The organism is Streptomyces sp. NPDC051909 (genome assembly GCF_040681095.1).
In the GTDB taxonomy this organism is placed as follows: Bacteria; Actinomycetota; Actinomycetes; order Streptomycetales; family Streptomycetaceae; genus Streptomyces.
On sequence record NZ_JBFAYA010000016.1, the window covers coordinates 105,989 to 127,125 of the forward strand.

General features: G+C 71.2%; 25 protein-coding genes and 1 riboswitch. Of the genes, 2 read left to right on the forward strand and 23 right to left on the reverse strand.

The window, feature by feature from the left end:
- Window positions 1-25: 25 nt before the first annotated feature.
- Window positions 26-135: riboswitch (TPP riboswitch) on the reverse strand.
- A gap of 29 nt (window positions 136-164) precedes the next feature.
- Window positions 165-1,271 (reverse strand): 23S rRNA (adenine(2503)-C(2))-methyltransferase RlmN, encoded by a 1,107-nt coding sequence (gene rlmN / locus AB0M18_RS24820; RefSeq protein ID WP_365761579.1) that lies wholly within the window; start codon window positions 1,269-1,271, stop codon window positions 165-167.
- Window positions 1,272-1,410: 139 nt separating this feature from the next.
- Between rlmN and AB0M18_RS24825 the strand changes: the two genes are divergently transcribed.
- A complete protein-coding gene (locus AB0M18_RS24825) occupies window positions 1,411-2,085 on the forward strand; it encodes a hypothetical protein (RefSeq protein ID WP_365761581.1) in 675 nt (224 codons plus the stop codon).
- Between the two features lie 110 nt (window positions 2,086-2,195).
- Here the strand turns inward: AB0M18_RS24825 and AB0M18_RS24830 are convergent, their stop codons facing one another.
- The 5 genes from AB0M18_RS24830 to rpsB all read right to left on the reverse strand — a co-directional run bounded on the left by AB0M18_RS24830 (window position 2,196) and on the right by rpsB (window position 6,822).
- Window positions 2,196-3,389: a phosphatidate cytidylyltransferase gene (locus AB0M18_RS24830; protein WP_365761583.1), complete on the reverse strand. Its 1,194-nt coding sequence runs from the start codon at window positions 3,387-3,389 to the stop codon at window positions 2,196-2,198.
- Complete coding sequence (gene frr / locus AB0M18_RS24835) at window positions 3,389-3,946, reverse strand: ribosome recycling factor (protein ID WP_265864595.1); 558 nt, start codon at window positions 3,944-3,946, stop codon at window positions 3,389-3,391. The genes AB0M18_RS24830 and frr overlap by 1 nt, the downstream gene beginning before the upstream one ends.
- Window positions 3,947-4,076: 130 nt before the next feature.
- On the reverse strand, window positions 4,077-4,841 hold the full coding sequence (pyrH, locus tag AB0M18_RS24840) for a UMP kinase (protein ID WP_365761585.1): 765 nt from the start codon (window positions 4,839-4,841) through the stop codon (window positions 4,077-4,079).
- A gap of 158 nt (window positions 4,842-4,999) precedes the next feature.
- Window positions 5,000-5,836, reverse strand: a complete 837-nt coding sequence (gene tsf / locus AB0M18_RS24845; RefSeq protein WP_265864597.1) for a translation elongation factor Ts — start codon at window positions 5,834-5,836, stop codon at window positions 5,000-5,002.
- 110 nt (window positions 5,837-5,946) lie between these two features.
- On the reverse strand, window positions 5,947-6,822 hold the full coding sequence (gene rpsB, locus AB0M18_RS24850; protein ID WP_365761587.1) for a 30S ribosomal protein S2: 876 nt from the start codon (window positions 6,820-6,822) through the stop codon (window positions 5,947-5,949).
- A gap of 253 nt (window positions 6,823-7,075) precedes the next feature.
- Between rpsB and AB0M18_RS24855 the strand changes: the two genes are divergently transcribed.
- Window positions 7,076-7,558, forward strand: coding sequence for a M23 family metallopeptidase (locus tag AB0M18_RS24855; RefSeq protein ID WP_365761589.1), 483 nt, complete (start codon window positions 7,076-7,078; stop codon window positions 7,556-7,558).
- A 101-nt stretch (window positions 7,559-7,659) separates the two neighbouring features.
- On the opposite strand, the gene AB0M18_RS24860 is transcribed toward AB0M18_RS24855, so the two are convergent.
- From AB0M18_RS24860 to AB0M18_RS24940, 17 genes are all read right to left on the reverse strand, one after another.
- Entirely contained in the window at window positions 7,660-8,220 is a 561-nt protein-coding gene (locus AB0M18_RS24860; protein WP_365761758.1) for a helix-turn-helix domain-containing protein, read from the reverse strand.
- 57 nt (window positions 8,221-8,277) lie between these two features.
- A complete protein-coding gene (gene whiG / locus AB0M18_RS24865; RefSeq protein ID WP_265864603.1) occupies window positions 8,278-9,120 on the reverse strand; it encodes an RNA polymerase sigma factor WhiG in 843 nt (280 codons plus the stop codon).
- A 254-nt stretch (window positions 9,121-9,374) separates the two neighbouring features.
- Complete coding sequence (gene dprA, locus AB0M18_RS24870) at window positions 9,375-10,625, reverse strand: DNA-processing protein DprA (RefSeq protein WP_365761591.1); 1,251 nt, start codon at window positions 10,623-10,625, stop codon at window positions 9,375-9,377.
- Window positions 10,622-12,241: a YifB family Mg chelatase-like AAA ATPase gene (locus AB0M18_RS24875; protein ID WP_365761593.1), complete on the reverse strand. Its 1,620-nt coding sequence runs from the start codon at window positions 12,239-12,241 to the stop codon at window positions 10,622-10,624. The genes dprA and AB0M18_RS24875 overlap by 4 nt, the downstream gene beginning before the upstream one ends.
- Window positions 12,241-12,615 carry a YraN family protein gene (locus AB0M18_RS24880; RefSeq protein WP_365761595.1) on the reverse strand — a complete coding sequence of 125 codons (375 nt, stop codon included), beginning with the start codon at window positions 12,613-12,615 and terminating at the stop codon, window positions 12,241-12,243. Before AB0M18_RS24880 ends, AB0M18_RS24875 begins: the two co-directional genes overlap by 1 nt.
- A 153-nt stretch (window positions 12,616-12,768) precedes the next feature.
- A complete protein-coding gene (locus AB0M18_RS24885) occupies window positions 12,769-13,077 on the reverse strand; it encodes a DUF2469 domain-containing protein (RefSeq protein ID WP_008737534.1) in 309 nt (102 codons plus the stop codon).
- A 55-nt stretch (window positions 13,078-13,132) separates the two neighbouring features.
- A complete protein-coding gene (locus AB0M18_RS24890; RefSeq protein ID WP_365761597.1) occupies window positions 13,133-13,693 on the reverse strand; it encodes an NUDIX hydrolase in 561 nt (186 codons plus the stop codon).
- Entirely contained in the window at window positions 13,690-14,463 is a 774-nt protein-coding gene (gene lepB / locus AB0M18_RS24895; RefSeq protein ID WP_365761599.1) for a signal peptidase I, read from the reverse strand. Before lepB (AB0M18_RS24895) ends, AB0M18_RS24890 begins: the two co-directional genes overlap by 4 nt.
- Before the next feature lie 63 nt (window positions 14,464-14,526).
- The gene (gene lepB / locus AB0M18_RS24900) at window positions 14,527-15,603 is read right to left on the reverse strand and encodes a signal peptidase I (protein ID WP_365761760.1); all 1,077 of its coding nucleotides are present in this window, start codon (window positions 15,601-15,603) and stop codon (window positions 14,527-14,529) included.
- A complete protein-coding gene (gene lepB, locus AB0M18_RS24905) occupies window positions 15,524-16,651 on the reverse strand; it encodes a signal peptidase I (RefSeq protein WP_365761601.1) in 1,128 nt (375 codons plus the stop codon). Before lepB (AB0M18_RS24905) ends, lepB (AB0M18_RS24900) begins: the two co-directional genes overlap by 80 nt.
- Complete coding sequence (gene lepB / locus AB0M18_RS24910; protein WP_365761603.1) at window positions 16,644-17,429, reverse strand: signal peptidase I; 786 nt, start codon at window positions 17,427-17,429, stop codon at window positions 16,644-16,646. The genes lepB (AB0M18_RS24905) and lepB (AB0M18_RS24910) overlap by 8 nt, the downstream gene beginning before the upstream one ends.
- A gap of 38 nt (window positions 17,430-17,467) precedes the next feature.
- Window positions 17,468-17,818 carry a 50S ribosomal protein L19 gene (gene rplS, locus AB0M18_RS24915; protein ID WP_265864619.1) on the reverse strand — a complete coding sequence of 117 codons (351 nt, stop codon included), beginning with the start codon at window positions 17,816-17,818 and terminating at the stop codon, window positions 17,468-17,470.
- A gap of 127 nt (window positions 17,819-17,945) precedes the next feature.
- Window positions 17,946-18,767, reverse strand: a complete 822-nt coding sequence (gene trmD / locus AB0M18_RS24920) for a tRNA (guanosine(37)-N1)-methyltransferase TrmD (protein WP_365761606.1) — start codon at window positions 18,765-18,767, stop codon at window positions 17,946-17,948.
- Entirely contained in the window at window positions 18,767-19,360 is a 594-nt protein-coding gene (rimM, locus tag AB0M18_RS24925) for a ribosome maturation factor RimM (protein WP_365761608.1), read from the reverse strand. Before rimM ends, trmD begins: the two co-directional genes overlap by 1 nt.
- Before the next feature lie 163 nt (window positions 19,361-19,523).
- Window positions 19,524-19,763, reverse strand: coding sequence for an RNA-binding protein (locus AB0M18_RS24930; protein WP_056566048.1), 240 nt, complete (start codon window positions 19,761-19,763; stop codon window positions 19,524-19,526).
- A gap of 2 nt (window positions 19,764-19,765) precedes the next feature.
- Window positions 19,766-20,209 carry a 30S ribosomal protein S16 gene (gene rpsP, locus AB0M18_RS24935; RefSeq protein ID WP_365761611.1) on the reverse strand — a complete coding sequence of 148 codons (444 nt, stop codon included), beginning with the start codon at window positions 20,207-20,209 and terminating at the stop codon, window positions 19,766-19,768.
- Window positions 20,210-20,363: 154 nt separating this feature from the next.
- Window positions 20,364-20,969 carry a hypothetical protein gene (locus AB0M18_RS24940; RefSeq protein ID WP_365761613.1) on the reverse strand — a complete coding sequence of 202 codons (606 nt, stop codon included), beginning with the start codon at window positions 20,967-20,969 and terminating at the stop codon, window positions 20,364-20,366.
- Window positions 20,970-21,137 lie beyond the last annotated feature (168 nt).

The window sequence follows — 21,137 nt, forward strand, 5'->3', positions numbered from 1 at the left end:
ACCGGGCGCGGGCAGGGCGCAACAGCTCGAGTTACGACCGAACTTCCTACCCAGAATGACCTGGGCAAGGTTCAGAGGGTCTGCGGTCTACGGTTACCGCACTCTCAGCGCTGTGGCGCTCCCCTGTCGGAATATGAAGATGTGTTCGAGCTCAGACTACAAGGTCAGCGCTCGGCGGCGGCCAGCTGTCCACAGGCGCCGTCGATCTCCTGACCGCGGGTGTCACGGACGGTGACCGGAACGCCGTGGCGGGCGATCGCCTCGACGAAGGCCTTCTCGTCCTCCGGGCGGGACGCCGTCCACTTGGACCCGGGCGTCGGGTTCAGCGGGATGAGGTTGACGTGCACCCGCTTGCCCTTGAGGAGGCGGCCGAGGAGGTCGCCGCGCCAGGCCTGGTCGTTGATGTCGCGGATCAGCGCGTACTCGATGGAGATCCGGCGGCCCGACTTCTCCGCGTACTCCCACGCGGCGTCGAGGACCTCGCGCACCTTCCAGCGGGTGTTCACCGGCACCAGGGTGTCGCGCAGCTCGTCGTCCGGCGCGTGCAGCGACACCGCGAGCCGGCACTTGAAGCCCTCGTCGGCGAACCGCAGCATCGCGGGCACCAGACCGACGGTGGACACGGTGATCCCGCGCTGTGACAGGCCCAGGCCGTCCGGCTCGGGGTCCGTGAGGCGGCGGATCGCGCCGACGACCCGCTTGTAGTTCGCGAGCGGCTCGCCCATCCCCATGAACACGATGTTCGACAGACGCGCCGGACCACCCGGCACCTCGCCGTCGCGCAGCGCGCGCATCCCGTCGACGATCTGGTGCACGATCTCCGCCGTCGACAGGTTCCGGTCCAGACCGGCCTGCCCCGTCGCGCAGAACGGGCAGTTCATGCCGCAGCCGGCCTGCGACGAGATGCACATGGTCACCCGGTCCGGGTAGCGCATGAGCACCGACTCCACGAGCGTGCCGTCGTGCAGCCGCCACAGCGTCTTACGAGTGGTGTCGTCGTCGCACGAGATGTGCCGCACCACCGACATCAGATCGGGCAGCAGCTCCCCCGCGAGCTTCTCGCGCGACGCGGCGGGAATGTCGGTCCACTCCGCCGGGTCGTGCGCATAGCGCGCGAAGTAGTGCGTGGACAGCTGCTTGGCGCGAAACGGCTTCTCGCCGATCGCGGCGACGGCCTCCTTGCGCTCGGCGGGCGACAGGTCGGCGAGGTGCCGCGGGGGCTGCTTGGCTCCGCGCGGGGCGACGAAAGTGAGTTCTCCGGGCTTGGGCATGGTGGTACCAGTGTCGCAGACGGATTCCCGGCGGCGACCGGACGCGAGTTGTTGATCAACGACCCATGGGGTTAAGTGATCATGCCAAGTGTCCGGTCGTGTCGCGGCCGGGCCGCGATCGGGCGGTCGGAGGAGTTCGGTGAAGGCTGTTGTACGGGGGGCCGCCGTCGCGGCCGTGCTGGCGCTCACGGTGACGGCGTGCGGGGAGGGGAACTCGACGGCGGGAAGTACGGCCGCGGGGAGCGCGGGCGCGGGAACCACGGCCGCGGGGAGCACGGCCGCGGGGAGCGCCGGGACGTCTCCCGCCTGGATCGACGCGACAGGGCTGTTCTCCGCCCTCCCGGTCGAGTCCGGCGTGGGTGACATCTTCGTCGGCGACGACGCCGCGGTGATCCAGGACGGCGAAGCGCTCGCCGAGTGCTCGAAGGAGACGAAGTCGTCCTGCGCCGGGATCCAGGCTGCGGGGAAGAAGGAGATGGAGGCACGGGGCTCCGACGAGACGCGCCTGGAGTTCACCCTCTTCACCTTCGCCACGACGGACCAGGCCGCCGGGACGATGAGGGATCTGGCGGAGCAGCGGCGGAAGAAGAGCGCGGAGAACGGCACGGCGCCCCAGCCGCTCACCATCGACTCCGGGGCCGACGAGACCGAGGCGATGCGGGACGGCGACCGCTGCCACATCGTCATGCGCATCGGCACGGTCGTGTCCCACGTCTACACCAACGGCGCGCAGGACGGGAACGTGGAGCACGCGGTGAAGGTCCAGGTCGCCCGGGTGAAGTCCGTCGCGGCAGGGATCAATCCGGACCGCTGACACCCGGAGGACCGACCGGAGAACGGACCTGAGGACGGCCCGGAGAACGGTGAGGGCCCGTGGCCCGCACCAGGAGTGCGGGCCACGGGCCCTTCGTACGAGAGCACGGGTCAGCCGCTGCCCACGAACAGCACCAGGAGCAGCCACACCACCGGCGCCGTGGGCAGCAGCGAGTCAAGGCGGTCCATGATGCCGCCGTGGCCCGGCAGCAGCGTGCCCATGTCCTTGATGCCCAGGTCACGCTTGATCATCGACTCGCCCAGGTCGCCGAGCGTCGCGCTCGCCGCCACCGCCAGGCCGAGCAGCAGACCCTGCCACCAGGCACCGTCGTCGATCAGGAACTCCATGCACAGCGCGCCCGCCGCCATCGCGAACGCCACCGCGCCGACCAGACCCTCACGGGTCTTGCCGGGGCTGATCCGCGGCGCCAGCTTGTGCTTGCCGAACCGCCAGCCCACCGCGTACGCGCCGGTGTCCGACACCACCGTGAGCAGCAGGAACGTCAGCACCCGCTGCGGACCGTCGTCCGCGGTGAGCAGCAGCGCCACGAAGGTCGCCAGGAACGGCACGTAGAACGCCGCGAACACGCCCGCCGTGACGTCCTTCAGATAGCCCTCGGGCGGCTCCGTCATCCGCCACACCAGGACCGCGAGCGCCGTCAGTGCCATCGCCACCCACGCGCCCTCGGGGCCGCGCACATAGCCGGCGACGACCATCGCCGCACCGCCGACCGCGAGCGGCACCAGCGGTGCCTTGATGGACTTGCGCTCCTGGAGCCGCGAGGTCAGCTCCCACAGGCCCACGACCACGGCGACCGCTATCACGCCGACGAACGCCGGCTTCCAGATGAACAGCGACGCGATGATCACCGCACCGAGCCCCAGGCCGACCCCTATCGCCGCGCCCAGGTCTCGGCCCGCGCTCTTCTTCTGCCGCGGCTGCTGCCGGGGCGAAGGAGCGGGTGCGGGCGGAGAGGGGCTGGACATGGGCTCCTGCGAATACTCGTACGGACGGTGCTGGTACTCGGGATGCTGGTGCTCGGGATGCTCGTGGTTCGGGTGCTCGGAATGCTCGTGGTTCGGGTGCTCGTGCGGCGCCTCGTCACGGAACAGGGGACCGCTCGGCAGAGCGGCCCCCCGGTCGTGATCGTCCTGGTTGTCGCCGGCGGGAACGTCGGACACGATGGGCATGGGCCGAGTCTGCGCCGCCCGCCGCCATGCGTGGGCGGGACCCGCCGGGGCAGGCCCCTGGTCGGGTCCCCCGAAGCCGGATCCGGCCGGGGACCCCCAGGATGAGTCGTTCATCAGACCTCGAGGAGCTCGGCTTCCTTGTGCTTGAGCAGCTCGTCCACCTGCGCCACGAACTTCGCGGTGGTGTCGTCGAGCTCCTTCTCGCCGCGACGGCCCTCGTCCTCGCCGACCTCGCCGTCCTTGACGAGCTTGTCGATGGCCTCCTTGGCCTTGCGACGCACGGCGCGGATCGAGACCTTGGCGTCCTCGGCCTTGGTCTTGGCGACCTTGATGTAGTCGCGGCGGCGCTCCTCGGTCAGCTCGGGGAACACCACGCGGATGATGCTGCCGTCGTTGCTCGGGTTGACACCGAGGTCCGAGTCGCGGATGGCCTGCTCGATGTTGCGCAGCGCGCTCTTGTCGAACGGGGTCACCACGGCCATACGCGGCTCCGGCACCGAGAACGACGCCAGCTGGTTGATGGGCGTGATGGCACCGTAGTAGTCGGCCACGATCTTGTTGAACATCGCCGGGTGCGCACGACCGGTGCGGATCGCCGCGAAGTCGTCCTTGGCGACCAGGACGGCCTTCTCCATCTTCTCCTCGGCCTCGAGGAGGGTCTCTTCGATCACCACTTGCTCCTGCGTGTCGTCGCGTTGTGTCCTGCACGGTGTACGACCGGCAGGGCTCTGTCCATCCCCCGCGCGGAGCGCGTCCCCCTCACGGAGGCGGTGCCCCGCGCGGGGCGGTTCCCGGTTCGGGTCAGGCCCGGGTGCCCTGGTCGCTCACGAGCGTGCCGATCTTCTCACCCTTCACCGCGCGCGCGATATTGCCCTCGGCCAGCAGCTCGAAGACGAGGATCGGCAGGTTGTTGTCGCGGCACAGGGTGATGGCGGTGGCGTCGGCGACCTTCAGGTCGCGAGAGAGCACCTCGCCGTACTCCAGCGCGTCGAACTTCACCGCGTCGGGGTTCCGCTTCGGGTCGGAGTCGTAGACCCCGTCGACCCCGTTCTTGCCCATCAGCAGGGCCTCGGCGTCGATCTCCAGGGCGCGCTGGGCGGCGGTCGTGTCGGTGGAGAAGTACGGCATGCCCATGCCGGCGCCGAAGATGACCACGCGGCCCTTCTCCAGGTGCCGTACGGCGCGCAGCGGGATGTACGGCTCGGCGACCTGCCCCATGGTGATGGCGGTCTGCACGCGCGAGTCGATGCCCTCCTTCTCCAGGAAGTCCTGGAGGGCGAGGCAGTTCATCACGGTGCCGAGCATGCCCATGTAGTCGGACCGGGCCCGGTCCATGCCGCGCTGCTGGAGCTCGGCGCCGCGGAAGAAGTTGCCGCCGCCGATCACGATCGCGATCTCGGCGCCGTCGCGGACGACGGCGGCGATCTCGCGCGCGATCGCGTGCACGACATCCGGGTCGACTCCGAGGCCGGTGCCCCCGGAGAAAGCCTCGCCGGACAGCTTCAGCATGAAGCGGCCGGCCTTTTTGCCGTTGTTGTCGTCGCCCTGTGCGGCGCCCTGATTCATGGAGATCTCCTCGTGCACATACGAAGAAGGCCATTGCCCTGGGGTCCTTGCGGTTTCCCGTACGGCAATGGCCTCCTCGTCAGATCTGCGGCCGTCCGGCGCGAACGCGGGCGGCTGCCTCAGACCCTACCGGGGTCCGGTGTCCGTTGCGTACGGACTCAGATGCCGACCTTGATGCGGGTGAAGCGCTTCAGGGTGACACCGGCCTCGTCCAGAACCTTCTGGACGGTCTTCTTGTTGTCCAGCGCGTAAGGCTGGCCGAGCAGCGTGGCGTCCTTGAAGAAGCCGTTGACGCGACCCTCGACGATCTTCGGGAGCGCGGCCTCGGGCTTGCCCTCGGCGCGGGTGGTCTCCTCGGCGACGCGACGCTCGGTCTCGACGACCTCGGCCGGGACGTCCTCCTTGGACAGCCACTTCGGGGCGAACGCGGCGATGTGCTGCGCGACACCCTTCGCGACCTCGGCGTTCTCCTTGTCCAGCTCGACCAGGACACCGATCTGCGGCGGCAGGTCGGGCATGGTGCGGTGCATGTACGCGGAGACGAAGCCGTCGCCGTACTGCGCGAAGCGGTCGAGGACGATCTTCTCGCCGAGGTTGGCGTTGGCCTCGTCGACGAACGCCTGGACGGTCTTGCCGGCCTCGATCTCGGAGGCGAGCAGCGCGTCGAGGTCGGCCGGGGAGGTGGCGGCCACGTGCGCGGCGAGCGCGTTGGCGACGGCCAGGAACTTCTCGCCCTTGGCGACGAAGTCCGTCTCGCACTTCAGCTCGACCAGGACGCCGGAGGTGTTGTCGTCGGCGATGAGGGAGACCACGGCGCCGTTCTCGGCGGAGCGGCCCTCACGCTTGGCGACACCCTTCTGGCCCTTGATGCGCAGGGCCTCGACGGCCTTGTCGACGTCGCCGTCGGCCTCGTCCAGGGCCTTCTTGCAGTCCATCATGCCGGCGCCGGTGAGCTCGCGGAGCTTCTTGACGTCAGCGGCGGTGTAGTTCGCCATGAGTCTGTTTCTCTCTCGAAGTCTGAAAGATCGGGCGGGTCACGGGTGGACGGCGGGGGCTTTGTGGGCCCCCGCCGTCTTCACCGCAAGTCCTGAGGGACCGAAAAGGGTCAGGCCTGCTCGGCGTCCGCGGCCGGAGCCTCGGTGGCCTCGGCAGCGGCCTCGGCCGGCTTCTCGGCCTCGGCGGCCGGCGCCTCGTCGGCCTTCTTCTCGCCCTCGAGCAGGTCGCGCTCCCACTCGGCGAGCGGCTCGCCCGCGGCCTTCTCGCCCGGCTTCTGGTCGCCGGTCGCGGCGCCGGAGCGGGCGATGAGGCCCTCGGCGACGGCGTCGGCGATCACGCGGGTGAGCAGGGTGACGGAGCGGATCGCGTCGTCGTTGCCCGGGATCTTGTAGTCGACCTCGTCGGGGTCGCAGTTGGTGTCGAGGATCGCGACGACCGGGATGTGGAGCTTGCGCGCCTCACCGACGGCGATGTGCTCCTTCTTGGTGTCGACGATCCAGACGGCGCTCGGCACCTTCTGCATCTCGCGGATACCACCGAGGGTCTTCTCCAGCTTGGCCTTCTCGCGGGAGAGGACCAGGAGCTCCTTCTTGGTGAGGCCGGAGGCGGCCACGTCCTCGAAGTCGATCTGCTCGAGCTCCTTGAGGCGCTGCAGACGCTTGTAGACGGTCGAGAAGTTGGTGAGCATGCCGCCCAGCCAGCGCTGGTTCACGTACGGCATGCCGACGCGGGTCGCCTGCTCGGCGATGGCCTCCTGGGCCTGCTTCTTCGTACCGACGAACATGATGGAGCCGCCGTGCGCGACGGTCTCCTTGACGAACTCGTAGGCGCGGTCGATGTACGACAGCGACTGGAGCAGGTCGATGATGTAGATGCCGTTGCGCTCGGTGAAGATGAAGCGCTTCATCTTCGGGTTCCAGCGACGGGTCTGGTGACCGAAGTGGACGCCGCTCTCCAGCAGCTCCCGCATCGTGACGACGGCCATGGCCATCTCCTTGGTTTCTCGGTTGTGTTCCTGACGCCCCGGCGCGCCGTGCCACGAGGGACCGAAAGGCGCTGCCACCCGTCACGAAGGACCGGTGGCGGGGCGTGCGAAGTCGACCCGGTGACCCGGGTCGCCATGGAAAGTGTACGGGACCCCGGGAGCGCCGGGTGACGCCGTTGTCCACAACCGGGTGGTTGTCCACAGATTCCGCCGATGCCGGTCATCAGGTCCGCGGCCCGGGCAGCCTGCCGTCATGCATCAGATTCCGATGACCCTGCTCACCCTGCTGACCCTGCTCACGACGGTGTGGCCGGTCGGCCCGCCCCGCCCCGCCATCCTGCGCGGCTGGGAGCCCCCACCGGGCCCGTACGCCGCCGGGCACCGCGGCGTCGACCTCGCGGCCCTGCCGGGCACCCCGGTCCTCGCCCCGGCCGCCGGCACCGTCACCTTCGCCGGCCCGGTCGGCGGCCAGGGCGTCCTGGTCCTCACCCTGCCGGGCACGGGCGCCCCGCCGCTGCGCACGACCTACGTCCCGGTGGACCCCCTCGTACCCGCGGGCTCGACCGTACGGACCGGCGACATCGTCGCCCGGGTCACCGCAGGCGGCGACCACTGCCCTGTGAGCTGCCTCCACTGGGGCCTCCTCCGCGGCGACACCTATCTGAACCCGCTGCGGCTGCTGGGCGGCGCGGGCCCGTCGCGCCTGCTGCCGGTATGGGGGCGCACACCTGAATGACACGGAGGGCGCGGGGGGGGGGCGGGGCGGGGGGAGGGGAGGGGAGGGGAGGGGAGGCCGCCGGGATCTCGGGCGGCGTGGCGCCGGGTGGCCCCGGTGGCTCAGGTGCCGCGGATGCCGCCGAGGGCCATGGACACCGCCGCGTCCGCGATGGTCGTCGGGTCCTCGGCCGCGCCGAGTTCGATGCGGCGGACGGCGGCGTCGACGACGCCCTGGAGGAGCATGGCCTCCAGGCGGGGCTGGGGGCGGCCGAGCGCGGTGAGGGCGGCGACGATCATGGTGACCAGTCCGCCGTGGGCGGCTCGGATCTTCTCGCGGGCGCCGTCGTCGAGCTCGCTCGCGGAGATGGCGACGACGGCGCGGTGGCGGCGGTCGCCGACCAGGTCGAGCTGGCTGCGGACGTAGGCCTCGATCTTGCCCTCGGCGGTGTCGTGGGCGGCCATGGCCGCTTCGACCTCGGCCGCCCAGACGGGGAAGTCGACGGCGCAGAGTTCCTCGACGACTGCGGCGCGGGAGCGGAAGTACTCGTAGACCGACGAGCGGGCCAGGCCCGTGCGCTCGGCGAGGGCGGGGAAGGTCAGTGCTTCCGTACCGCCTTCGGACAGCAGGGAGCGCGCTGCGTCCAGCAGGGCGGCGCGCTGCATCGTCCGGTGCTCGGCCACGGAGGCCGCTCGAATCCTTGGCACGGCTCCACTGTACGGCGGTGGGGCGGGGTGGCGTCAGCGGCCCACGTCGGCCAGTTTGGCGCGGAGCTGGAGGACGGACTTGGTGTGGATCTGGCTGACGCGGCTCTCGGTGACGCCGAGGACGTGGCCGATCTCGGCGAGGGTGAGGCCCTCGTAGTAGTAGAGCGTGACGACGGTCTTCTCGCGTTCGGGAAGGGTGTTGATGGCGCGGGCGAGGAGCCGGCGCAGTTCGCGGTCCTCCGCGACCTCGACGGGGTTGTCGGCGGCGGTGTCCTCGAGGGTGTCCATGAGGGAGAGGCGGTCGCCGCCTTCGCCGCCGACGTGCAGGAGCTCTTCGAGGGCGACGACGTTGGCGAGGGACAACTGGCTGAAGACGGAGTGGAGTTCTTCGAGGGTGACGCCCATCTCCTCGGCCACCTCGGGCTCGCTGGGGGTGCGGCGCAGTTGGGCTTCGAGGGTCGCGTAGGCGCGTTCGACGTTGCGGGCCTTCTGGCGGACGGAGCGGGGGATCCAGTCGAGGGCGCGGAGTTCGTCGATCATGGCGCCGCGGATGCGGGTGATGGCGTAGGTCTCGAACTTGATGGCCCGCTCGACGTCGAACTTCTCGATGGCGTCGATGAGTCCGAAGACTCCGGAGGAGACGAAGTCGGCCTGCTCGACGTTGGAGGGCAGGCCGACGCTGACGCGGCCGGCGACGTATTTGACGAGGGGCGAGTAGTGCAGGATCAGCTGTTCCCGCAGCCGTTCGTCGCCGGTGTCCTTGTAGGAGCGCCACAGTTCGTCGAGCGAGGTCGGTGCGGGCGGTCGCACGGTGCCGGTGCCCCGGGCTGCTGGGGGCACCGCGGCGCGGTCAGACCCGGAGGTGTGCTGGGGCATGCGTCGCCTTGAGCCGTTCTGCTGTCGGGTGCGAAGGAGTCGTTCCGGTTGTCGGGCGGGGAATCCTCGTGAGCGTAGCGTGAGTGGGCCGTCGCGGTGAGCGAACGTCGGTGGATCGCGCCGCTCCGGGTGGCTGCCGTCGCCCAGATCTTCGAACGGGGTCCGCGGCATGGGTCGGCCCGTCGGGTGCGGCCGCGAGACCTCGGTTGCTCATCGTCTTCACCGTCTTCACCCTTTCACCCGAATGCTCCGGGTCAAGTACCGCCATGCCGGGCGTTCGACGGTTCTGTCGGCCTGTTCGTCAACCGCCAGTCGTCCCGGTGTCGCTCGACGAACCCGAGGGAGTGGAGTTCGTACAGCTTGGCGAGGGTGTGGTCGGGGTGGGTGCCGGCGCGGGCGGCGATGTCGGCGAGGGGTGTGGGGTGGTGGCCGGGGAGGGCTTCGAGGATGCGGGCGGTGTCGGGGGCGAGGAGGTCGCGGGGCAGGACGGGGCCGCGGCGGGGTGGGGCGAGTTGGCCGATGTCTCCGACGAGTTCGACGATTTCGGCGGCGTCGGTGACGAGGGTGGCTTCGCCGCGCAGGAGTTCGTGGACTCCGGCGGAGAGTCCGCTGGTGACGGGGCCGGGGACGCCCATGGTGTGGCGGCCGAGGCGGGCGGCGGCGCGGGCGGTGACGAGGGAGCCGCTGCGGTACTCGGCTTCGATGACGACGGTGCCGCGGGTGAGGGCGGCGATGACGCGGTTACGGAGGACGAATCGGCTGCGGGTGGGGTGGCTGCCGGGTGGGAGTTCGCCGAGGACGAGGCCTTGTTCGGTGATGCGTCGGATGAGGCCGGCGTGGCCGCGGGGGTAGGGGACGTCGACGCCGCAGGCGAGGACGGCGACGGTGGCGCCGCCGGTGCCGAGGGCGCCGCGGTGGGCGGCGCCGTCGATGCCGAAGGCGGCGCCGGAGACGACGACCCAGCCGTGTTCGGTGAGGCCGGCGGCGAGGGTGGCGGCGGTGTGGGCGCCGTAGGGGGTGCAGGCGCGGGCGCCGACGAGGGCGACGGAGCGGAGGGCCCAGGCGCGGAGGTCGGCGGGTCCGCGGACCCAGAGGCCGATGGGGCGGGCGTCGGCGAGGTCGTCGAGTTGGCGGGGCCATTCGGTGTCGCCGGGGATGACGAAGCGTCCGCCGAGTCGGGTGATGTGGTCGAGGTGTTCGTCGGGTGCGGCAGTGCGGGCGCGGCGTCGCCAGCCGGCGAGGCGGGCTTCGCCGGTGCCGGGGAATGCCGTGCCGTCGCGGGGGTTCGGGGCGGCCGGACCGGGGGTGTCGGGCTCCCACAGGCCGGGTTCCGCCGACGCGGTGTCGTCGTGCAGGAGTCGGAGGAATCCGGTGGCGCCGTGCTGTCGGAGGGCGCGGCCGGCGTGTTCGTCGCCGGGTTCGACGATGTGGCTGAGGGCTGCGCGGGCGAGGCGTTCCTCGTCGGGGGAGGGGGCGGAGGCCCGGTTGTCGTCGTACGGGGTCATGTCCACTCCCCCGCCCCTGCGGGTACGGGGACGCCCCGGGTGATGCCGGTGCGGAGTTCGAGGGCGAGGGCGAGGTCCTCGGCGCCGGGGCGGTCGTGGCCGGCGAGGTCGGCGACGGTCCAGGCGACGCGGAGGACGCGGTCGAGGCCGCGGGCGGTGAGGAGGCCGCGCTCGATGTCGCGTTCGGCGGCGGCGAGGGCGCCGGGGGCGGCTTGGTAGCGGGTGCGGAGTTCGTGGCCGGGGATTTCGCTGTTGACGGTCCAGGGGGTGCCGTCGAGCCGGGCGGCGGCACGGGCGCGGGCTTCGCGGACGCGGTCGGCGACGGTGGTGCTGGGTTCGCCCCGGCTGCCCTGGCCGAGGAGGTCGGTACGGGTGACGGGTTCGACTTCGACGCGGAGGTCGACGCGGTCGAGGAGGGGCCCGGAGAGGCGGGCCTGGTAGCGGCGGATGAGGGAGGCGGGGCATTCGCAGCCGGCGCCGAGGAGGGTGTGGCGTCCACAGGGGCAGGGGTTGGCGGCGAGGGTGAGGAGGAAACGGGCGGGGAGGCGGACGACACCGGCGGCACGGGCGACGACGACGTGTCCGGATTCGAGGGGCTGACGGAGGGCGTCGAGGGCCTTGGTGCTGAATTCGGGTGCTTCGTCGAGGAAGAGAACGCCACGGTGGGCGAGGGAGACGGCGCCGGGGCGGGGCAGTCCGTTGCCGCCGCCGACGAGGGACTGCATGGTCGCGGAGTGGTGGGGTGCGCAGTAGGGCGGGCGGTGGACGAGGGGTTCGCCGGGCGGGAGGATCCCCGCGACGGAGTGGACGGCGGTGACTTCGAGGGATTCCTGCCGGGTGAGCGGCGGGAGGATGCCCGGGAGGCGTTCGGCGAGCATGGTCTTTCCGGCGCCGGGTGGTCCGGTGAGGAGCAGGTGGTGGCTGCCGGCTGCGGCGATCTCCAGGGCGCGGCGGGCGGTGTGCTGGCCCGCGACGTCGGCGAGGTCGGGTCCGTCGGCGGGGTCGGCGGCGAGTCCGGTGCCGACGCCGGCGCCGGGGACGAGGAGTCCGGCGAGCATGGGGTCGGGTCGGCCCTCTTCGTGGGGTTCTTCCTCGGGGACGGGTTCGTCGGCGAGGACGGCGATGAGTTGGGCGAGGGTGCGGACGCCGAGGACGGAGATGCCGGGGACGAGGGCGGCTTCGCCGGCGGTCTGTTCGGGGACGACGACGTGCCGGTAGCCGGCGTCGGCCGCGGCGAGGACGGCGGGGAGGACGCCTCGGACCGGGCGGACGCGGCCGTCGAGGCCGAGCTCTCCGATGAGGACGAGATCGGCGATGCTGCGCGGGTCGATGCGTTCGGCCGCACCGAGGACGGCCGCGGCGACGGCGAGGTCGAAGCCGGAGCCGCCCTTGGGGACGGAGGCGGGGCTGAGGCCGACGGTGAGTTTCTTCTGGGGCCATTCGGCTCCGGCGTTCACGATGGCGGCGCGGACCCGGTCGCGGCTTTCGGTGAGGCTCTTGTCGGGGAGTCCGACGAGGGTGAAGGCGGCGACGCCGGCTTCGAGGTCGGCCTGGACCTCCACGACGACGCCTTCGACGCCGACGAGGGCGACGGAGCAGGTGCGGGCGAATCCCATCAGGCCACCCCCTGGGCGTGCGTGACGACGGGTGCGCCGCGCCGGGGCAGGAGGACGCCGACGAGGTCGATGCGGACGGCGCCGCCGGCGGGTCCGCCCGGTGGTCCGCCGTGCCGGTCGAGCCAGCAGGCGGCGAGGTGCCGGAGCCGTTCGGCCTTGCGCGGGGTGACGGCTGCCATGGGGTGCTCGAAGGCGCCGTCGCGGCGGGTCTTGACCTCGCAGATGACGAGGGTGTCGCCGTCGCGGGCGACGATGTCGATTTCTCCGGTCCGGCCGCAGCGCCAGTTCCTGGCGAGGATGCGCAGGCCGGTGGCGGTGAGCCGGCGGGCGGCGATGTCTTCGCCGTACCGTCCGAGTGCTCGGGTTGCGTTCATGCGGTACCACCTCCGGCACCGACTGTGACGCATCGCCACGCTGCGTGTGCGGGGCTGTGGACAGGCGGCCGACTGTGGAAAACCCGCTCACTCTTTCGAGGGATCGCGGGCCCGCAGGCCCACCCGCCACCGGCCCCGCCCCGGCCCCCGGGGTCAGCTGCCGGGGAGCTCCAGGTCCGTCTTGTTGAGCTCCTCGATGTTGACGTCCTTGAAGGTGAGGACGCGCACCTGTTTCACGAAGCGGGCCGGCCGGTACATGTCCCAGACCCAGGCGTCGGCCATGGAGACCTCGAAGAAGACCTCACCCTGGACCGAGTGCACCTGCATCTCGTAGTCGTTGGTGAGGTAGAAGCGCCGCTCGGTCTCGATCACGTATTTGAACAGCCCGACGACGTCGCGGTACTCCCGGTAGAGCTTCAGCTCCATCTCGGTCTCGTACTTCTCGAGGTCCTCGGCGCTCATGGCATGTTCCCCTTCAGCCGTGCGTCCCCCTATTGTGCGCCAGTCGCCCGGGCCCCTAAACGATTTCCGGGGCGAGATCGAGCGGCGGGCTCGGGGGTCCTTCGCCGAGCAGTGAGTCAAGCAGCTCGGCGAGTCTGTCGGGGTACACCGTCTCACGGGCCACCGACAGTTCGGCGGAGGTCCACCATCTCAGGCCGGAGACGCTGCGGGTCTCCAGCTCCGTGAGGCCGCCCGGGGCGGTCGCGGTCTGGGTCGTACGGGCCAGGTAGTACCACTCGTCCTGGTCCCAGCGGCGGCCGGCGAAGGGGAACGAGCAGTAGCGCCGCCACAGCACCGGCCCGAGGTCGACGTCGGTGATGCCGGTCTCCTCGGCGAGTTCGCGCAGCGCGGCCTGCTCGCGGCTCTCGTCGCCCTCCAGGCCGCCGCCGGGGGTGAACCACCAGGTCTGGGCGGGGTCGTCGGGCTCGTGTCCGTGCAGGAGGAGGATCCGGTCGTCGGGGTCGAGCAGCACGACCCGCGCCACCCGCCGGACCTCCGCCGCCCCGGCCTCCGCACCCGCCACGCCCTCGCGAGCACCCTCCGCACCCGCCACGCCCTCGCGATCCGTCTCCGTCATGCGCTCACCGTGTCCCTCTCCCCCGCCTTCGCCTTCGGCGGCGCGGGCTTGCGGCCGCCGCCGAGGCGCCGGGCCACCGGCCCGTACGCGGCGCCCGCCAGGATCAGTACACACCCGGCGCCGATCGCGGTGAAGAGCGGCACGACCGGGCCGGGGCTCGAAATGCCGCCGGACAGGGCCGCGAAGCCGGCGGGCCGTTCCACGACGCCCGGGGCGGGCCAGGCGACGGCGTCGATCCGGCCGAGGACGGCCGAGCGCGGCACGAAGCCGTGGGAGGCGTCCTGGAGGTGGGAGCGGGAGTCCAGCGAGTTGTGCCGCTCGTCGCCGAGGAGGAAGAGACTCCCCTCGGGCACGGTCACGGTGAACTTCTCCGCGGAGGGGACCTTCCCGGCGCGCAGGTACGTCTCGTCGACCGGCTCGCCGTCGAGGGTGAGCCGCCCGCCGGCGCCGCAGCAGGCGATGGTGTCGCCGCCGACGCCGACGACCCGCTTGACCATGGGCACGTCGCCCCACAGCGGGGCCTGGAAGACCACGATGTCGCCGCGCTTCACGTCGGCGCCGTCGACGCGCTCGGCGAGGACCTTGGAGCCGACCTCAAGGGTCGGGGTCATGGAGTCGCTGGGCACGGTGTACGGCTGGTAGAGCACCGCGCCGGCGACGAAGCCGCCGAGGAACAGCACAAAGCCGACGGCCACGGCGAGCCCCGACAGAACACTGCCGAGGCGGCCGCGGCCGTCCTTCGTACGCGATGTGCGCGATGTGACGCTCATGGGCACCTCGGGGGATCCGCGGACCGTCCGTGCGACGGTCCGGGACGGCACCCTACCCGCGGGTCACCTCTCCGCGGTATGGCGAATCTCAGCGGTACGGCCAACGGTCTCCGCGTCGTGGTCGGCGGACTCGGCGCCGTGCCGAGCGGTCTGCCTCTTGCGCCGCCACAGGACCAGCGGGAGCGCTCCGGCGAGACCGAGGGCGGCGGGCGCGGCGGGAGCCGCGGCCAGGGCCTGGCTGAGACCGGGCTGGTCGAAGGTGTCCGGGATGGGCAGGGTGGACCAGCGGGTCACCGGCCAGGCGATCACCACGGCGCGGCCCACGACCTCGTCGTTGGAGACGGTGCCGCCGCCCTGGAGCTCCATGTGGAAGCGGGAGTCCAGCGAGTTCTGCCGGTTGTCGCCCATGACCCAGATGCGGCCCTCGGGGACCTTGACTGGGCCGAACGCCGGGTCGCAGGGCACCGAGCCGGGGTGCAGGTAGGAGCTCTCGTCCAGTTCCTTGCCGTTGACGACGACCTTGCCGCCCTCCTTGCAGGAGACGGTGTCGCCGCCGACCGCGATGACCCGCTTGATCAGGTCCTTCTCCTCGGCGGACGGCATGAGGCCGATGAAGCTGAGGACCTTCTGCACCACGTTCGGCTCGGGGGTGTTGGCCTCCTCCAGCCAGCCGCCCGGGTCGTGGAAGACGACGACCTCGCCGCGCTCGGGCTCCGAGCCGAACCACGGGGTGAGCTTGTCCACGAGGACCCGGTCGCCGCGCTGCAGGGTGTTCATCATCGAGTCGGAGGGGATCGAGAAGGCCTGCACCAGGAAGGTCTTGATCAGCAGCGCGAGCACGAGCGCGATGCCGATGAGCAGGGGCAGTTCCTTCCAGAAGGAACGGGGCTTGTTCGGGCCGCGGCCGCCGCGCCCGGAGCGCTCGTCGTCGCCGTCCCCGTCGCCGTCGTCGCCGGACCCGCCGTCGGCGGAGCCGTCCGCCGGACCCGCGCCCGGGTCCGTACCACCCTGGTCAGGGCCGTGGTCAGGGCCTTGGTCAGGGCCTTGGTCAGGGCCTTGGTCAGGACCCTGCTCGGGGCGCTCGGGGCGCTCGGGCCTCTTGTCGGGCTCGTCGTGTCCTGATCGCGCGCCGACGGCCAAATCCCCCACATCCACTCCTCAGTCCGTGCAACCGCCCGTCCCGGAACAGGGACAGGCCCGCAACTCCCATAACGAGCAGAAGTTCCGCAGGGGTCGGGAGCCCGGGCAATCCGTTCAGATTGCGCGTGGACACACTATGCGACAGACCTGTGGATTCGGCCGCGCCCGCCCCGTGCCCCACCGCTTCCGTCGCCTCCGTCGCTTCCGTCGCCTTCGTCGCCTTCGTCGACGTGTCGGCCGGATCCGGTACGGAGGCGAAGGTCGCGCGCTCCTCCAGACGGCGCCAGTGGTCGATCGGCCAGGCGATCACCACGGCCCGGCCGACGATCCGGTCGACGGAGACCGTGCCGTGCTCCGGCTCGTCGAGGTGGAACCGCGAGTCGGCGGAGTCGGAGCGGTGGTCGCCCATCACGAAGACCCTTCCGGCCGGGACCTTCACCTCGAAGGGAATCGTCGAGGGTGCGTTCCCGGGGTGCAGATACGGTTCGTCCAACGCTACGCCGTTGACGGTGAGCCGCCCGTCGGCGCCGCAGCACTTCACCGTGTCCCCGCCGACCGCGACGACCCGCTTGATCAGGTCCCGCTCGTCGGCCGAGGGCAGCAGGCCGATGAAGGTCAGCGCCTGCTTGAGCTGCTTGACGCCCACCGGGTCGTCGGAAGGCGGCGCGGCCTCCTGCTGGAGCCAGTTGCCGGGATCCTCGAACACCACGACGTCGCCGCGCTCCGGCTCGGCGCCGAACCAGGGCGTCAGCTTGTCGACCAGCACCCGGTCGTCGATCCGGATGGTCTGTTCCATCGAGCCGGAGGGGATCACGAAGGCCTGCACGAGGAAGGTCTTCAGGACCAGGGCGATCAGTACGGCGACGGTGACGAGCAGCGGGATCTCGGTGATCGCGGAGCGCCGCCGGCGCCGCTTGACCTTGCGGGCGAGCCTGCGCCGCTCGGCCCGCCCCGCGAACGCCCGGCCGTCGCCGTCCGGCAGCCCGGACCCGTCGGCGGCGCGGGAAGCGGCGCGGCGGCCGGCGGGGGCCTTGCCCCGCCTACCCATGCCCGCCCGGTCCCGTCCACTGCGGTACGGCGTCGAAGGCCTCGGTGTCCGGGACGGTGGACCAGCGGCCGACCGGCCAGCCGATCCAGTCCGCGCGGCCGATGACCTGCTCGACCGGGACCATGCCGCCGCCGGGCCGGCCGAGGTGGTCGCGGGAGTCGCTGGACTGGCTGCGGTGGTCGCCCATCACCCACAGGGTGCCGTCGGGGACGACGATGTCGAAGCGGACGTTCGAGGGGCGGTCGCCGAGCATCACGTACGTCTCGGTCACGGGCACGCCGTTGACGGTGATCCGGCCGGCCTTGTCGCAGCACACCACCCGGTCGCCGCCGGTGCCGACGACCCGCTTCACGAAGTCGGTCTCGTCGGGCTCGGCGAGGCCGAGTGCGGCGGCCGCGTCGTGCAGCAGGCCGGTGACCGGGTTCCCGGCGGGCTGCTCCTCGACGAAGGAGCCGGTGCCGTCGAAGACCACCACGTCGCCGCGGCGCGGCTCATCGCCGAAACGGTACGCCAGTTTGTTGACCAGGATCCGGTCGCCGACCTGGAGGGTCGGCTCCATCGAGCTGCTGGGCACCAGGAAGGGCTGGAGCACGAAGTGGCTGAAGACCAGCAGGAAGACCATGCAGGCGACGCCGATCAGGCCCGTGCGCCGCCAGGTCAGCACCCCGCCCGGCGCACTGCCGGACCCCTCGTCGAGCCCGGAAACGCGCGCGGAGCGCGACCGCTCCTCCTCGCCGGAGGAGCGATCGCGCTCCGTGTGCTGTGCTTCGGTGTCCATCGGGGGCGAGCCTATCCCGCCACCCTGTGGGCCGATGCTCAGTTGTCGCGCTTCTCCTTGATCTTGGCAGCCTTGCCGCGCAGCTCACGGAGGTAGTAGAGCTTGGCGCGACGGACGTCACCGCGGGAGACGAGCTCGATCTTCTCGAAGATCGGGCTGTGCACCGGGAAGGTGCGCTCGACGCCGACGGAGAACGAGACCTTGCGGACCGTGAAGGTCTCGGAGACGCCCGAGCCCTGACGGCGGATGACGACACCCTTGAACTGCTGGATGCGGGAGCGGTTGCCCTCGATGACGCGAACGTGGACGTTCACGGTGTCGCCGGGGCGGAAGGCCGGAACGTCGGAACGCAGGGTGCCGGCGTTGACCTGGTCGAGCAGGGAGGCCATGGAGGTCTCTTTCCTCGCTGATGCCACAGGTCATCAGCGGTACGTACGAACGGATGGAGCGTCGTCCGTCTCTGGCAGGCGTCCATCCCCCTGTGGCAGGGGCGCGCGCCGGACGTACGACAGCGGCCTATTCTTCCACGGGCCCGGGCCCGCGCCAAAATCGGCCACCGGGTTCGGGTGCCCAGCCGAGCATGGAGAGGATCTCCCGGTCCTTCTTGTCGAAGGCGGCCGGGTCGGTGCGCTCGACGAGATCGGGCCGGTTGGCGACGGTACGCCGCAGGGCCTCGTCCCGGCGCCAGCGCGCGATCTTCCCGTGGTGCCCGCTGAGCAGCACGTCCGGGATGCCACGGCCGCGCCACTGAGGGGGCTTGGTGTAGACGGGGCCTTCCAGGAGGTTGGCCATTTCGCCGGGGGCGAAGGAGTCGTCACGGTGCGACTCGGCGTTGCCGAGGACGCCGGGCAGCAGCCGGGCGACGGCCTCGGTGATCACCAGGACGGCGGCCTCGCCGCCGGCCAGGACGTAGTCGCCGATGGACACCTCGTAGACGGGCATCCGGGTGGCGTACTCGTCCATCACGCGCCGGTCGATGCCCTCGTAGCGGGCGGGCGTGAAGATCAGCCAGGGCCGCTCGGAGAGTTCGACGGCGAGTTCCTGGGTGAAGGGGCGGCCGCTGGGGGTCGGGACGACGAGCGCCGGGGCGTGCGCGCCGGTCTCGAAGCCGTCGGCGAGGGCCTGGTCGAGGGCGTCGCCCCAGGGCTCGGTCTTCATGACCATGCCGGGTCCGCCGCCGTACGGGGTGTCGTCGACCGTGTTGTGCCGGTCGTACGTCCAGTTCCGCAGGTCGTGGACGTGGACGTCGAGCTGGCCGCGGGCGCGGGCCTTGCCGACCAGCGAGACGTTCAGCGGTTCGAGGTACTCGGGGAAGATCGTGACGACGTCGAGGCGCATCAGACCGCGCCCTTCGCGGCGCCGTCGCCGCCGTGGTCCTCGTCGCCCTGGTCCTCGTCGCGCGTGGAGTCGATGACGGCCTCGCGCTCGTCGATCAGACCGGGCGGCGGGGTGATGACGGCGCGCTGGTTCTCCAGGTCGATCTCGGTGACGATCTCCGAGACGAAGGGGATCATGACCTCGCTGCCGTCGGGCCGCTCGACGATGAACAGGTCCTGGGACGGCAGATGCGAGATCTCGCTGATCACGCCGATCTCGGTGCCGTCGGTGAGGACGACGTCGAGGTCGACCAGCTGGTGGTCGTAGTACTCGTCCTCCTCCTCGGGCAGCTCGTCGGGGTCGACGTCGGCGATGAGGAGGGTGTTGCGCAGGGCCTCGGCGCCGTTGCGGTCGCGGACGCCCTCGAAGCGCAGCAGCAGCCGGCCGCTGTGCACCCGGCCGGTCTCGATGGTGAGGGGCCCGGCGGAGGCCGGGTCCGTGTGCAGGACGGCGCCGGGTCCGAGCCGCAGCTCGGGCTCGTCGGTCCGCACCTCGACGGTGACCTCGCCCTTGATCCCGTGGGCGCGGCCGATCCGCGCGACTACCAACTGCACTGGTGAACTCTCCCCTTTTTGCGGCTGAACCGCCGCCGCTCTCGCGGAGGTGGTACCTCTCCGTCGTGGTTGCCCAATTAATGGTCGCTCTTGCCGGCGGGCAAAACGACTCGGGCCGGGGCGGGCGCGAGCGCCCTCCCCGGCCCGTGCCGGTGTCAAACTTTCAGCGGACCTGGTCCACGTCGACGAGGTCGACGCGGATGCCGCGGCCGCCGATGGCACCCACGACGGTGCGCAGGGCGCGCGCGGTGCGACCGTTGCGGCCGATCACCTTGCCGAGGTCGTCGGGGTGGACCCTGACCTCGAGAACGCGACCCCGGCGCAGGTTGCGCGAGGCGACCTGCACGTCGTCGGGGTTTTCGACGATGCCCTTCACGAGGTGCTCGAGAGCCTCCTCGAGCATGATCAGGCCTCGGTCGACTCGGTGGACTCGGCCTCGGCCTCGTCCGCCTTCTTGTCGGCCTTCTTGGCCTTCGGGGTGATGGCCTCACCCTTGCTGTCGTCGCCCTCGAGAGCCTTCGCGAACTCGTCGAAGGAGGCGCGCTTGGCTTCCTTGGTCGCCGGGGCGAGCAGCGGCTTCTCCGGGGCCGGGAGGCCCTTGTGCTTCTGCCAGTCGCCGGTGAGCTTCAGGATGGCGAGAACCGGCTCGGTCGGCTGGGCGCCGACGGACAGCCAGTACTGCGCACGCTCGGAGTCGACCTCGATACGCGACGGGTTGTACGTCGGGTGGTAGAGGCCGATCTCCTCGATCGCACGACCGTCCCGGCGGGTGCGGGAGTCGGCGACGACGATGCGGTAGTGCGGCTGGCGGATCTTGCCGAGGCGCTTGAGCTTGATCTTGACTGCCACTGGAGTGGTGTCTCCTGAACTTGACGTGGTTGGGCACTTGAGATGCCACGTGGGGTTGCGGTACTCGGGTGCCCGATGGACGCGTCAGCCGGAGGAGAGAGGGGTCCTGTGCGACTGTCGAGTACAGCTAGCCATTGTGCCACACCCCGGCGGGTCAGCTTGCGGCACCCACGGTCTCGCCCACGGTGTCCGGAATGCGGAAGGGTTTGCCGCAGCCGCCGCACATGATGGGCGCCTGGGCGAGCACGGAGGGCACCACGCGCACGTTGCGCCCGCAGTCGCAGACGGCCTTGACGCGCACGCCGCCGCCCGAGGAGCCGTGCCGGGCGGCCGGTCCGCGGAAGGAGCGCTTGGTGTCGGCGGCGGTCGCCACGGTGTGGGCCTTCAGGGCGCGCTGGAGCCGCTCGATGGTGGTCCGGTAGCGCCGCCTGGCGTCCGCGTTCAGGGTGACCAGGGAGAAGCCGCTGCTGGCGTGCGGCTCCTCGGGGTGGTCGAGACCCAGCTCCTCGGCGATCGCGAGGAATCTGCGGTTGTGGTAGCGGCCGGCGCGGGAGGTGTCGCGGACCCCGCGGGCGGCTGCGATGCCGTGGACTGCCTCGTGGAGCAGTCGCTCGAAGGAGAGTTCGGCGCCGCAGGCGGACGAGGACTCTCCGATCAGGGACTCGGGCGCGGCAAGGTCCGGCAGTTCGGGGTGGTGCCGCTGAATGTCGGCCCACGCCTGTGCCAGCTCTGCGGCGAGGACAGGTGGTGTCGTGCTCACGTCGGGTACAACGAGCCGGATCCCTTCCGGGTTCCATTCCGGGGCAACTGAAATATTTTGCACGTACCCGTCAGTCAAGAGGGCTTCCCTTCGCGTCGTACGGCGCTGCCGGGCGGGGTTGCGAGGGACAGTACCGGGCGTCTGCCCGAACTCGGGCACCACCCCCCT